The 12030-nt window shown below is 70.5% G+C and carries 12 protein-coding genes and 1 pseudogene; 7 read left to right on the plus strand and 6 right to left on the minus strand.

The window, feature by feature from the left end; translation table 11 throughout:
* Position 1: 1 nt before the first annotated feature.
* The 3 genes from AC3AGO_RS30645 to nac all read right to left on the minus strand — a co-directional run bounded on the left by AC3AGO_RS30645 (position 2) and on the right by nac (position 2829).
* On the minus strand, positions 2-772 hold the full coding sequence (locus AC3AGO_RS30645; protein ID WP_487823515.1) for an SDR family oxidoreductase: 771 nt from the start codon (positions 770-772) through the stop codon (positions 2-4).
* The gene (locus AC3AGO_RS30650) at positions 769-1776 is read right to left on the minus strand and encodes a 2-hydroxyacid dehydrogenase (protein ID WP_487823516.1); all 1008 of its coding nucleotides are present in this window, start codon (positions 1774-1776) and stop codon (positions 769-771) included. Before AC3AGO_RS30650 ends, AC3AGO_RS30645 begins: the two co-directional genes overlap by 4 nt.
* Positions 1777-1899: 123 nt before the next feature.
* Entirely contained in the window at positions 1900-2829 is a 930-nt protein-coding gene (nac, locus tag AC3AGO_RS30655; protein ID WP_487823517.1) for a nitrogen assimilation transcriptional regulator NAC, read from the minus strand.
* A gap of 323 nt (positions 2830-3152) precedes the next feature.
* On the opposite strand from nac, the gene AC3AGO_RS30660 reads away from it, so the two are divergent.
* The 7 genes from AC3AGO_RS30660 (at position 3153) to AC3AGO_RS30690 (ending at position 9766) form a co-directional block, all read left to right on the plus strand.
* Positions 3153-3935 (plus strand): LamB/YcsF family protein, encoded by a 783-nt coding sequence (locus AC3AGO_RS30660; RefSeq protein ID WP_487823518.1) that lies wholly within the window; start codon positions 3153-3155, stop codon positions 3933-3935.
* A gap of 1 nt (position 3936) precedes the next feature.
* Complete coding sequence (locus tag AC3AGO_RS30665; RefSeq protein ID WP_487823519.1) at positions 3937-4656, plus strand: 5-oxoprolinase subunit B family protein; 720 nt, start codon at positions 3937-3939, stop codon at positions 4654-4656.
* Positions 4649-5635 carry a 5-oxoprolinase subunit C family protein gene (locus tag AC3AGO_RS30670; RefSeq protein WP_487823520.1) on the plus strand — a complete coding sequence of 329 codons (987 nt, stop codon included), beginning with the start codon at positions 4649-4651 and terminating at the stop codon, positions 5633-5635. The genes AC3AGO_RS30665 and AC3AGO_RS30670 overlap by 8 nt, the downstream gene beginning before the upstream one ends.
* Before the next feature lie 78 nt (positions 5636-5713).
* Positions 5714-7024: an MFS transporter gene (locus AC3AGO_RS30675; RefSeq protein ID WP_487823521.1), complete on the plus strand. Its 1311-nt coding sequence runs from the start codon at positions 5714-5716 to the stop codon at positions 7022-7024.
* Between the two features lie 72 nt (positions 7025-7096).
* Positions 7097-7840, plus strand: a complete 744-nt coding sequence (locus AC3AGO_RS30680; RefSeq protein WP_487823522.1) for an SDR family oxidoreductase — start codon at positions 7097-7099, stop codon at positions 7838-7840.
* Positions 7841-7845: 5 nt separating this feature from the next.
* Entirely contained in the window at positions 7846-9063 is a 1218-nt protein-coding gene (locus AC3AGO_RS30685) for an aspartate transaminase (RefSeq protein WP_487823523.1), read from the plus strand.
* 28 nt (positions 9064-9091) lie between these two features.
* Positions 9092-9766, plus strand: coding sequence for a 4-carboxy-4-hydroxy-2-oxoadipate aldolase/oxaloacetate decarboxylase (locus AC3AGO_RS30690; protein ID WP_487823524.1), 675 nt, complete (start codon positions 9092-9094; stop codon positions 9764-9766).
* Between the two features lie 24 nt (positions 9767-9790).
* Here AC3AGO_RS30690 and AC3AGO_RS30695 read toward each other — a convergent pair whose 3' ends face one another.
* The 3 genes and pseudogenes from AC3AGO_RS30695 to AC3AGO_RS30705 form a co-directional block, all read right to left on the minus strand.
* Positions 9791-10624, minus strand: a complete 834-nt coding sequence (locus tag AC3AGO_RS30695; protein ID WP_487823525.1) for an HpcH/HpaI aldolase/citrate lyase family protein — start codon at positions 10622-10624, stop codon at positions 9791-9793.
* The gene (locus AC3AGO_RS30700; protein ID WP_487823526.1) at positions 10621-11589 is read right to left on the minus strand and encodes an HTD2 family dehydratase; all 969 of its coding nucleotides are present in this window, start codon (positions 11587-11589) and stop codon (positions 10621-10623) included. The genes AC3AGO_RS30695 and AC3AGO_RS30700 overlap by 4 nt, the downstream gene beginning before the upstream one ends.
* Positions 11590-11752: 163 nt before the next feature.
* Positions 11753-12025, minus strand: a pseudogene (locus AC3AGO_RS30705) (alpha/beta fold hydrolase); the annotation flags it as partial.
* Positions 12026-12030: the final 5 nt, after the last annotated feature.

Genomic DNA, 12030 nt, shown 5'->3' on the forward strand with positions numbered 1-12030 from the left:
GTCACAGGACGGAGAGCATGCCGCCGTCGACGTAGAGAACCTGTCCGCTGACGAAGTCGGAGGCGGGGGAGGCCAGATAGATGAGTGTGCCCACGAGGTCGCCGACGTCGCCCCAGCGTCCCGCCGGTGTCCGTCGGCGCACCCAGGCGCTGAACTCCTCGTCGTCGACGAGGGCGGAGGTGAGCTCGGTGTCGAAGTAGCCGGGGCCGATGCCGTTGACCTGGATGCCCGAGGGGCCCAGATCGGCGCACATGCCCTTGGTCAGCATCTTCAGTCCGCCCTTGGTGGCGGAGTAGGGGGCGATGCCGGGCCGGACGGCTTCGCTCTGCAGCGAGCAGATGTTGACGATCTTGCCGCGCCCCCGGGGCGCCATCCGCCGCGCGACCTCGCGCCCCACGAAGAAGGCGCTGGTGAGGTTGGTGTCGAGCAGCCGGTGCCAGTCCTCGTCGGTGAACTCCAGGAGGGGAGCGCGGTGTTGGACCCCGGTGTTGTTCACGAGGATGCCGATCGGTCCGGTCTCCTCCTCGATGCGGGCGACACCGGCGGCGACCGCGGAGGAGTCGGTGACGTCGAAGGCGGCCGTGCGGACACGGTCCCCGAAGGAGCCGGCGAACTCCGCGCGGGCCTTTTCCAGGGTCTCGGCGTCCCGGCCGTTGAGCACGACCGTGCAGCCGGCCTCCAGCAGCCCTTGGGCCAGGGCCTTGCCGATGCCTCGGCTGGAGCCGGTGACCAGGGCCGTCTCGCCGCTGATGTCGAACAGGGGGTGACTCATGCGGGAGCCTCCGCGGTGGCGGCCGGTGTGCCGGGCACGGCCGGGGAATGGGGGAGCGGTGTACGGGCGGGGCGCCGGGCGAGGACGTCGAGGATGTTGTCGACGGCCAGGTCGACCATGGCGGCGCGGGTTGCCTCGGTGGCAGAACCGACGTGGGGCAGCGTGATCACGTGGGGTTCCGCGGCCAGGGGCGAGAGTTGGGTGCCCATCGGTTCGCGTTCGTAGACGTCGAGCCCGGCGGAGTGCAGACGTCCCTCCCGTACGGCGTGCAGCAGGGCCTCCTCGTCGACGACGCCGCCGCGCGAGGTGCTGACGAGGGTGGCGGTCGGCTTCATGGCGGCCAGCTCGCCGGCCGAGATGAGATGCCGGGTGTCCTCGGTGAGCGGTACGTGCAGCGAGACGATGTCGGACTCCGCCAGCAGCGTGGCCAGTTCGACCGCGGACGACAGTTCGTCCTCCGCCGCGTACGGGTCGTGGTGGAGGACGCGCATGCCGAACCCCTGGGCACGGCGGGCCACCGCGCGGCCGATCTGGCCGTAGCCGATCAGGCCGAGGGTGGCGCCGTGGATGTCCAGGCCGAGGTGGTCGTGCATCCGGAACACGTCCCACGACCCCTCCGTGAGGGCAGCGGTGGCGGCACCCAGCCGGCGGCGGGCGGCGAGGATCAGAGCGAACGTGAGGTCGGCGGTGGTCTCCGCCAGGACGCCCGGAGTGTGGGTCACCACGATGCCGCGCGCGGCAGCCGCGCCCCGGTCCACGTTGTCGAAGCCCATGCTCGCCAGCGCGATGACCTGGAGCGACGGGCCTGCGGCGTCCATCAGCGCGCCGTCCACCGGGTCGTTGCCCAGCGCCAGGATGCCGTGTACGCCGGGCGCGAGCGCGGCGAGTTCACCGGCGGCGGGCTTGTCCGAACCGGACCAGGACACCACCTCGGCAGCCTCGGACAGGCGGTCCGTGCCCTGCCCCGGCAGATGGTCACGAGTGCTGAGAACGCGCGTTTTCATCGATGTCTCCAGTGCCGAACTGTGCGGTGTCGGTGCCGAACTGTGCGGTGCCGACCGGGCGGCGGATGTGCGGAACGCTAGCCGTGGCTCCGTACCGGAAACAAAGAGAGGATTCTTCTGACGCTATTGCGAAATCTTATTGCCGGCTGCCGACTCGTCGAAGGTGGTGACGAGTTCGAGGAATATGTCGTGCACGGCCTGAGCGGGTTCCGAGAGGGGCTGATTGTCCGATGTCACCAGGGAGAGTTTCACCGGAATCACCGGATCCACGATGCGGCGCACCGACAGGGCATGGACGTCGAGGGTCGCGTGCGCGGCGGACCAGGGCAGCACCGTCGCACCGAGGTCGGCGTCCACGGCGTTGACGAGCGTGAGCGCTGATTCGACCTCGCCCACCACGTTCGGCTTGAGCGACGCCTGCTGGAAGGCGGCGTCCACCACCTGCCGGATGGTATGGATGCGGCTGGGCAGCAGCAGCGGCACGGTCTTGAGCTCCTCCAGGCTCACCTCGCCCTCGCCGGGCGGCGCCGCTCCGCCCGGCGCGCCGATCAGGAACAGGTCCTCCGTGCGGACGGGGTCGAACTGGACACCCCGCAGCGGCCCCGCGCCGTAGATGAAGGCCATGTCCATCCGCCCGGTCATGATGGCCTCGCTGATCACGCCGCCGAAGTTCTCGTTGATGTGCAGCAGAATGTCCGGACAGCGTTCACGTACGCTCTTGAGCAGCGGCAATGCGAGCGCTGCGCCCAGGCTGTAAGGGGCGAGGCCCACCGAGACGCTGCCGGCCGGCGCCCTGCCCGACACCTCGACGGCGGCGTGCGCGAGGTCCACCTGCCGCAGGATCAGCTGCGCGTTGCGGTACAGCGCACGGCCCGCCTCGGTCGGGGCCACCCCGCGCTTGCTGCGGATCAGCAACTGCTGCCCGAACTGGGTCTCCAACGAGGACAGTTGCTGACTGAGGGCGGGCTGTGCGATGTGCAGGATGTCTGCCGCGCGCGTGATGCTCCCCGCATCGATGATCTTGATGAACGCGTACAGACGTCTGGTGTCCATGCGGAGCCTTCCCTCGGCGCGGAGCCTCATCGTAGGGAGACGTGGCGGGGGTGCACAGAGCCGGTCCCGGGCCCAGATGTGAGCCAGGTCATCGTCGTTCGCGATAACGCCACAGCGAACGCGTATTGGCGGTCCTGCGAACGGCGCATTAAGTTGACTGGCACATCGGCACCCGGAATTCCCCGCAGCAATGGTGACTCGGCGCCCTTCCGGGGAAATGTCCTTTCGGCGTATGGCAGTTCGCCGACGGACAGTGAGCCGGTTTCCGGCCGCACGACGACGTGCCACCTTTTCCTGCTTCCGCTCTTCTCCCGGAGGACGTCATGACGCACATGGTTGACCTCGTCGCCGATCTCGGCGAGGGATTCGGCGCCTACACGATGGGCGACGACAAAGCCCTTCTGGAGATGCTGACTTCGGCCAACGTCGCCTGCGGATTCCACGCGGGCGATCCGCGCATCATGGACGCCACCGTCCGGGAGTGCGTGCGCAACGGAGTGGCGGTCGGCGCGCACCCCGGCTTCCCGGACCTGGTCGGCTTCGGGCGCCGCACGATGGACCTCACGCCGGAGGAGGTGCGTACCGACGTTCTCTACCAGGTCGGGGCCCTCCAGGCGTTCGCCGTCGCGCACGGCACCCGGGTGCGGCACGTCGCCCCGCACGGACGCCTCGGCAACCTGGTCGCCGTACGCGCCGACTACGCCCGCGCCGTCGTGGACGCCGTCGCGGCGCTGGACGAGTCGCTGGTGGTCCTCGCGCAGGACGGTGAACTCGCCGACGCCGCCCGCGCCCGCGGCCTGCGCGTGGGCATCGTCGGCATCGCCGACCGCGCCTACCGCGACGACGGCACCCTCGTCCCCCGCTCCGAACCCGGAGCAGTGCTCCACGATCCGGACGAGATCGCCCGCCGGACCCTGCGGATGGTCACCGACGGCGTGATCCGCAGCGCGAGCGGCAAGGACATCGACGTCGCCTGCGACACCGTCCTGCTGCACGGCGACACCCCAGGAGCGATCGAGCTGGCCGGTCGCATCCGGGAGCAACTCCTCGACGCAGGTGTGCAGATCACCTCCCTCGACAAGGTGCTGAGCGGCAAGGGTGCCTGACATGGACGGCACCCTCACCCTCACCCTCACCGACTGCGGGGACTCCGCACTGGTCGCCCGGGCCACGGATACGGACGCCGACACGAACTGGCGGCTCGTCCACGCCCTCTCCGACGTACTGCACGAACGGCAACTCCCCGGTGTCCAGGGCTTTGTGGCGACCTACGACGCCCTGCTCGTCGAGTTCGACTGCACCGGCACCGACCACGACACCCTCCGGCGTGTCCTGTCGCAGGAAGCCGCGCGCATCGGGCAGGACCCCGTACGGGCCACACCGGCACAGCACTTCGTCGTCCCCGTCGTCTACGGCGGCACGTACGGGCCCGACCTGCCCGAAGTCGCCGGCCAACTGGACCTGACCGAGGCCGAAGTGATCGGCCTCCACACCGGAGCCGACCTCACCGTCCGCTGCATGGGCGCACCGGCGGGCGCACCGATGATGGACGGGCCCGCCTTCCCGAAGCCGGTACCGCGCCTGGCATCGCCGCGCACCCGCGTGGAACCGGGCGCCATCGCCGTCGCGGGACGCCAGGCGGTGATCTGCCCGATGCCCTCGCCCGGCGGCTGGCCACTCCTCGGACACACGCCCGTACGCATACTCGACCTGCACAGCGACCCCATCGCCTGCTACCGGCCCGGTGACACGTTCCGGTTCGTCCCGATCGGAGCCGAACAGTGGGAAGCGCACGCCGACATGACCCTGGCGGACTGCCGTGGCTGACACCCTGACGATTCTGACGGCCGGCCTCACCACCGTGCAGGACCTCGGCCGCGTCGGCAGCTCCCGCTACGGCCTGCCCGCCAACGGCGCCGCCGACCAGCACTCCGCACGCGTCGCCAACGTCCTGTGCGGCAACGGCGAACGCGCCCCGCTGCTGGAGATCACCGCCTTCGACTTCGCCTGCCGCGCCTCCGGCGACACCCTCATCGCCGTGGCCGGAGCCCCTGCCGACCTGACCGTCGACGGCGTGTCCCGACCGCAGTGGGAGCCCGTGCCCGTACGGGCAGGGGAGACCGTCCGCATCACCGGCATCCGCCAGGGGCTGCGCGTCTACCTGGGTGTGCTCGGCTCCTTCGCGGCCGAATACCTCCAGGGGAGCTGCGCGCCCGACACCATCCTGGGCTTCGGCCCCGCCCTGCGGAACGGAGACGAACTCGCCCTGCACGCCGCCTGCCCGCCCCTCGACCACCCCTTCTCGAGGATCCCGCTGTTCCGGCTGCACGCACCCGTGCCCACCTTCGCCGACACCCCGGCCATCGACGTCACCGAAGGACCCGACCGGGCCGAATTCGGCGACACCGCAGCCCGACTGTTCGACGCGCCCTTCACCGTCAGCCCGCAGAGCAACCATGTCGGGCTCCGGCTGCAGGGACACGTACCCCGTCGCCTCACCCAGGACGAGATCCTCTCCCGCGGCGTACCCATCGGTGCCGTCGAAGTACCCGCGGGCGACGAGCTGTTGGTGCTGCACCGCGGCCGCGGCGTGACGGCCGGCTACCCCGTACTCGCCGTCGTGACCGCCACCGGACTCTCCGCCCTCGGCCAGGTCCGCCCCGGGCAGAGCCTCCGCTTCCGGCACCGGCCCCTCGACCATGCGGTCGCCGCACACCGCGCACAGCGGCACGCCGTCGACGCACTGAAGATCCGTGTCCGTGCAGCCTTCGACGCGCTGCGCATCCCCCTGCCCGCCGGCAGCTGACCCCACCCGACCGCCCCTCTCCGCCCGCACGGAGTCCAGCGCCCCTCATCCCACGCCTGCCGCACGACAGGAGTCGTCATGACCACCGTGGCCGCAGACCCGGTACCCAACACCGTCACACCGAGAGCAGCACGAAAGATCACCCTCGCCGGGTGCGTCGGCATCTTCGCCGAGCTCTACGACAACGGCATCTTCGGCTTCATGGCCGGAACGCTCGCCGTCGTCTTCTTCCCCGACTCCGGCGATGCCGTCCAACTGGTCTTCCTCGGCTACGCCGTGTCCTTCTTCTTCCGCCCCCTCGGCGGCATCATCTGCGGCCACCTCGGGGACCGCGTCGGACGCCAACGGATGCTGGTCTTCGTCATCCTGCTGATCAGCGTCGCCACCGGCGCCATCGGCATCCTGCCGTCGTACGCGAGCATCGGCATCGCCGCCCCGGCACTGCTGATCCTGCTGCGCATCGCCCAGGGCTTCTCCGTCGGCGGCGAGGCCTCCGGCGCCATGAGCTTCCTCGCCGAGCACGCCCCCGAGGGCAAACGCGGCCTCTACACCAGCTACGCCCAGATCGCCTCGTTCCTCTCCCTGCTCACCGGCACGCTGATCGCCGCAGGGCTCAACAGCGGACTCGGCGCGGAACGCATGGAGTCCTGGGGCTGGCGCATACCGTTCCTGCTCGCCGTCCCCCTCGGCATCGCCGGCCTCTACATCCGCAAGACCATCAGCGACACCCCCAACTTCAACCGGCTGAAAGAAGAGGGCGGGCTGTCCCGCAACCCCCTCAAGGAAGCCTTCACCTCCGCCGAGCACCGCCGCGCCATGCTGCTGGCCCTCTTCATCCCCCTGATGAACGGCTCCGGCTACTACGTCCTGTTCACCTACATGCCGACCTTCATGAGCGGTGAACTGCACTTCAGCATGGTCGACAGCCTCCTGGTCACCGCCTCCAGCCTGGTGGCGATCTGTGTGGCCATCCCGTACATGGGCCGGCTGTCCGACCGCATCGGCCGGAAGAAGGTCATCGCCGGATCCGCGATCGCCATGACCGTCCTCGGTATCCCCTGCTACCTGCTGATCGGCACCGGCGACGTGGCCCTCGCCGTCATCGGAGCCTGCGTGATGGCCGTCGTGTTCGCCGGGCACACCGGCGTCCTGCACATCCTGCTCGTCGAACTCTTCCCCACCCGAGTGCGCTACTCCGCCTACGGCCTGGGCTACAACATCTCCTCCGCGCTCTTCGGCGGCGCCGCACCAATGCTGATGACCTTCCTCATCGCCAAGACCGGCAACGTGAACATGCCGGCCTTCTACGCCGCCCTCACCGCTCTCGGCACGCTCATCGCCGTGTCCCGCGTGAAGGACCGCGCCCATCAGCCGCTGCGCGACGCCTGATTCCGGCCCTCACCCGCGAGAACCCCGCAAACCCCGCACCGCATCCGCGACCGCACCAAGGAGCACTCCAGCATGCCCATTTCCGACTACAGGACGGCGCTCGTCACCGGAGCCTCGACCGGCATCGGAGCCGTCGTCGTCGAACGCCTGGCGAAGAGCGGCCTCCAAGTGCACGCCGTGGCCCGCAACGCCGAACGGCTCGAAGAGCTCGCCCGCACCACCGGCTGCATCCCGCACGTCGTCGACATCACCGACACCGACGCGCTCACGGCCGAACTGGCGGGCCTGGACGTCGACATCCTCGTCAACAACGCCGGCGTCTCACGCACGGGGAACATCCTCACCGCGGACGAGTTCGCCGTCGACGAGCAGGTCGCCGTGAACATCCAGGCCGTGCTGCACCTCGTCCGCCTGGTCATGCCCGGCATGGTCGAGCGGGACCTGGGCCACATCGTCAACATCAGCTCCATCGCCGGCGTGTACAACTTCGGCGGCAACACGATCTACCACGCCACCAAGGCCGCGGTGCACACCCTCTCCCGGCAGCTGCGGGTCGACGGCTACGGCCGCCGGGTCCGTGTCACGGAGATCTGCCCCGGCCGCGTGGAGACGGAGATCTTCGGCCGGCTCCTCGGCGACATGGAGGAGGCCCAGCGGCAGTTCTACGACGGCTACGAGTCGCTGAAGCCCGAGGACATCGCCGACTCCATCGAGTTCGCCCTCGACTCGCCCCGGCACGTCAACATCGGCCACGTCGAGATCCTGCCCACCTTCCAGGTCCCCGGCGGCCTCAACTTCGAACGCCGCGAGGGCTGAACACGATGACCGACACCACGACGGCCGACCGCGTACGCCGCATCAAGCCCTCGCCCAGCACGGCCGCGGCGCAGCGCGTGCGCGAACTCAAGGCCGAGGGCCACACCATCCTCGATCTGACCGTCGGCGAACCGGACTTCGACACCCCCGGCCACGTCAAGGACGCCGCCATCGAGGCCATCGAGACGGGGGAGACCAAATACACCCCCGTGAACGGCACCCCGCGGCTGCGCGCGGCGATCGCCGGGAAGCTCAAGGAGCGTCACGGACTCGACGTCTCCGACGCGCAGATCACAGTCGGCGGCGGCGCCAAACAGGTCATCTTCCTCGCCCTGATGGCCACCCTGAACGAGGGCGACGAGGTCGTCGTCCCCGCCCCGTACTGGGTGTCCTATCCCGACATGGTCCGCGCCAACGACGGCACCCCCGTCCTCGTCGACTGCCCCGAGGCGGACGGCTTCAAGCTGACCCCGCAGCGCCTGCGGGACGCGCTCACCGCCCGTACGCGCTGGGTCGTCCTCAACACGCCGGGCAACCCGACGGGGGCCGCCTACACCGAGGACGAACTGAGCGCACTCGCCCAGGTGTTGCTGGAGCATCCGCACGTGCGGGTCCTCACCGACGAGATCTACGATGAGATCTGGTTCCGCCCCGAGAACAACCGCTCTCTGGCCGCGGTGGAACCGCGCCTGGCCGACCGGGTGTTCCTCACCAACGGCGTGTCCAAGACGTACGCCATGACCGGCTGGCGCCTCGGCTACGGGGCTGGCCCGGCGGACCTGGTGACAGCGGTCAACACGCTCCAGTCCCAGATCTCCTCCTGCCCCTCCTCCGTCAGCCAGGCGGCGGCCACCGCCGCACTCACGGGACCGCAGGACTTCGTCGCGGAGACCGTGCGCGTCTACCGCGAACGCCGCGACGCCACGGTGAAGCTCCTCAACGAGGTCCCCGGACTGAGCTGCACGGCCCCCGGCGGAGGCTTCTACCTCCTGGTCAACTGCCGGGACCTCATCGGGCAGTTCACCCCGGAGGGGCACCGGATCGCGGACGACGAGGACTTCGCCCGGCACCTGCTCGACAGCCGGCAGGTCGCGGTGATCCACGGAGCCGCGTACGGCGCACCCGGCTACTTCCGCGTCTCCTTCGCCACGTCGGCCGACATCCTCACCGAGGCCTGCGCGCGCATCGCGACGGCCTGCGCAGCGCTGACACCGGCACCCTGACCCCGCTCCTCCACCCGAGAGGTCCCTCATGATCCGCGTCAGTACGAAGTTCGAACGGCCGGACGCCGCCCTCGTCGAGCGGCTGCGCGCCTTTTCCTCGGCGACCGTCCACGAGGCACAGGGCCGGCTCGGCGCCCTCGACTCGACCATCAAGCCGGTCGACCACCGGATGTCCCTGTGCGGGCCCGCCTTCACGGTCCAGTGCGCACCGCGGGACAACCTGATGCTGCAGACCGCCATCGCCCACGCCAGGCCCGGGGACGTCATCGTCGTCTCCGCCGGCGCCTACGAGGAGGCGGGCTCCTTCGGCGACGTCCTCGCCAACGCCTGCCAGTCCAAAGGGCTCGGCGGCCTGATCACCGACACCGGCGTCCGCGACACCGAGGAACTGCGCGCGCTGGGCTTCCCCGTCTTCTCGCACAGTGTCTGCATCAAGGGCACGGTCAAGGAGACCGTCGGTCCCCTGTGCGAGCCCGTCACCGTCGGAGGCGTACTCGTCCGGCCGGGCGACGTCATGCGCGCGGACGCCGACGGCGCTGTCGTCGTACGCCGCGAGGACGCCGCCGAGGTGGCAGCCGCGTCCCGGGAACGGGTCGACACCGAGGCGGACTTCATCGCCGCATACCGGGCGGGCAAGACCGTCACCGAGATCTGCGGTCTCGAACCCCTCCTGACCGCGAAGGGGTTGGTGATCGAGGACTAGAACTCCCGGGCCGTCGCCCCGCTTTCACGCCGCCCCGTCGGCCCTCGCCAGGAGGTGGCGGGCTCGGGCCAGTAGCGGTTTGTCGACCATCTGGCCGTCGACGGTGGTGACCGCGTCGCCGGCGTCGAGAACGGTACGGGCCCACTCCAGCTCTTCCGTCGAGGGCGCGAACCCCTCGGTGACGGGCGGGAGTTGGGTTGGGTGGATGCACAGCTTGCCGCCGAAGCCCAGGCGGCGGGCGTGCGCGATGTCGGTGGCGAGCGCGGTGTCGTCCCGTACGGCGGTGGTGACGCCGTCGACCGGCGGGGCGATGCCCGCCGCGGCGGAGGCGAGGACCACCCGGGAGCGGGCCGTGGCCAGCGCCAGATGGTCGTCGTGGGCGACGCCGAGCTGCCCGGCGAGATCGACATTGCCGAAGGCGGCCCGGACCACGCCGGGCGTGGCACACACCTCGTGGGCCCGCTCCACCCCGAGGGCCGTCTCGATCAGCGCGAGGAGGGCGCAGCGTCCCGCCGTACGGGAGGCGAGGTCCGCGAGGACGACCGGATCCTCGGCCTTGGGCACCATCACCGGAGCGCCGTGGTCGGCCGCTGCCCTCAAGTCGGCCTCGAACCAAGGGGTTCCGGGCGCGTTGATCCGTACGACCGCCTGGTTGCCGTCGGCCAGCCAGGCGGCGGCGTGGTCGCGTGCCCGGCCCTTGTCCTCGGGGGCGACGGCGTCCTCGAGGTCGATGATGGCCAGATCCGCGCCGGAGGAGGCCGCCTTGCCGAAGCGGTCAGGCCGGTGCCCGGGTACGAACAGCAGGCTCCGGGCGGCGGCGACACGGTCGCGGAGGGCACCCATATGTTCATCGCTCACGCGAAGGTCACCTCCGCGGTGGCGTGCCGGTCGTCCCGGTGCGTGGCGACGCGCAGTTCGGCAGTCCGCCCGTTCCTGGAGGGCGCACCGTTCCCGGAGGCCGGATCGTCCACGGAGGGCGCACCGTTCCCGACGGGCGCACCGCCTCCGGATGCCGGGCCGCCCCCGGAGGGCGTACCGCAGGCCACCAGCCGCTCCCCGGCGAACACGGGCTTCCGCAGCCGGTAGGAGAGTGAACGCACTTGCCGTTCGGGGGAGTTGCGGCGGGGGAGTTCCAGCATGAGCAGCGCCAGCAGGGGGCCGTGGACGACGAGACCGGGGTAGCCCTCCTGGGCCTGCGCGTACGGGGCGTCGTAGTGGATGCGGTGCGCGTTCGCGGTGAGCGCGCTGAACCGGAACAGCAGTGGCGGGCCGGGCCGCAGCGGAAGCTGCCAGGGCGCGTCGGCGGCGGGGGAGGTGTCCTCGTCGAGGGTGAGGGCGGGCTGCTGCCCGGAGTTGAGCCCCGACCGGTAGACGATGTCCTGTTCCTCGACGAGGCAGGTGCGGCCGTGCTGCCGGAACTCGCGGCGTTCGGTGACGAACAGCATCTCGCCGCTGCGGCCCTGCTTGGCCGTCACCGAACTCAGGCTGCTGACGCGCTCGGTGGGCGTACCGAGGACGAGGGGTTCGGTGATCTCGCAGCGGCCGCCGGCCCACATGCGCTGCCGGTGGGGGAGCGGAGGCAGGAAGTGGCCGTTCAACGGGTGTCCGTCGGCGCCGAGTTCCCGCTGCGCCGGCCAGGTGAGGAAGTGGAGCCACTGCCACAGCGGCGGGAGCGGATCGCCGGCTTTCGCGACCGTACCGGGCTGGTCCAGGACCGCGGACAGCGCCGCGGCCGGGCCGGGCGACAGCGGATCCTCGTCCCTGACCGGGCCGGGAGCCCACGACTCCACGTACGAGCTGAGGGATGCCGTTCCGTGCGTCATCGTCTCTCCGTCCTCACAGTCTGCGGCGCACTGTCCTGTTCATCATGGCTGCTGATGGATGACGTTGAACAAGAGCGATCCGTGATGGCCTCATGCGCCGCCGTCATGCCGCCCGGCGACGTCATGCCGCCCGGCGGCGGGACGGCGCAAGTGGGCGGCGGATTCACTGCTCTTCCGCGAGGAAGCCCCGTACGAGCGCGCCCGCTTCCTCCCGGCACTCGTGGAAATACGCGTGCCGGGCGTCCGGGAAGAGGTGGGCCCGTGCGCCCGGGATGCGTCCGGCGAGCAGTGGCGCGTTGTCGGGCGGGGTGAGCCGGTCCTGGTCGCCGTGCAACACCAGGGTGGGCGCGCCGATTTGGGGGAGGGCGTCCCACGCGTCGTGCCCGTTGCTCGCGACGAGGTGGCCGCGCCGCGCGTGCGGCGGCATGCCGGGGTCGCGCT

Source organism: Streptomyces sp. BL1 (assembly GCF_057628045.1).

Bases quoted from the DNA above. Each gene is read 5' to 3' on its own strand.
- AC3AGO_RS30680 (WP_487823522.1), top strand. From the start codon at position 7,097: ATGCCCATTTCCGACTACAGGACGGCGCTCGTCACCGGAGCCTCGACC.
- AC3AGO_RS30675 (WP_487823521.1), top strand. From the start codon at position 5,714: ATGACCACCGTGGCCGCAGACCCGGTACCCAACACCGTCACACCGAGA.
- AC3AGO_RS30665 (WP_487823519.1), top strand. From the start codon at position 3,937: ATGGACGGCACCCTCACCCTCACCCTCACCGACTGCGGGGACTCCGCA.
- AC3AGO_RS30700 (WP_487823526.1), bottom strand. From the start codon at position 11,589: ATGACGCACGGAACGGCATCCCTCAGCTCGTACGTGGAGTCGTGGGCT.
- AC3AGO_RS30660 (WP_487823518.1), top strand. From the start codon at position 3,153: ATGACGCACATGGTTGACCTCGTCGCCGATCTCGGCGAGGGATTCGGC.
- AC3AGO_RS30690 (WP_487823524.1), top strand. From the start codon at position 9,092: ATGATCCGCGTCAGTACGAAGTTCGAACGGCCGGACGCCGCCCTCGTC.
- AC3AGO_RS30645 (WP_487823515.1), bottom strand. From the start codon at position 772: ATGAGTCACCCCCTGTTCGACATCAGCGGCGAGACGGCCCTGGTCACC.
- AC3AGO_RS30650 (WP_487823516.1), bottom strand. From the start codon at position 1,776: ATGAAAACGCGCGTTCTCAGCACTCGTGACCATCTGCCGGGGCAGGGC.
- AC3AGO_RS30685 (WP_487823523.1), top strand. From the start codon at position 7,846: ATGACCGACACCACGACGGCCGACCGCGTACGCCGCATCAAGCCCTCG.
- nac (WP_487823517.1), bottom strand. From the start codon at position 2,829: ATGGACACCAGACGTCTGTACGCGTTCATCAAGATCATCGATGCGGGG.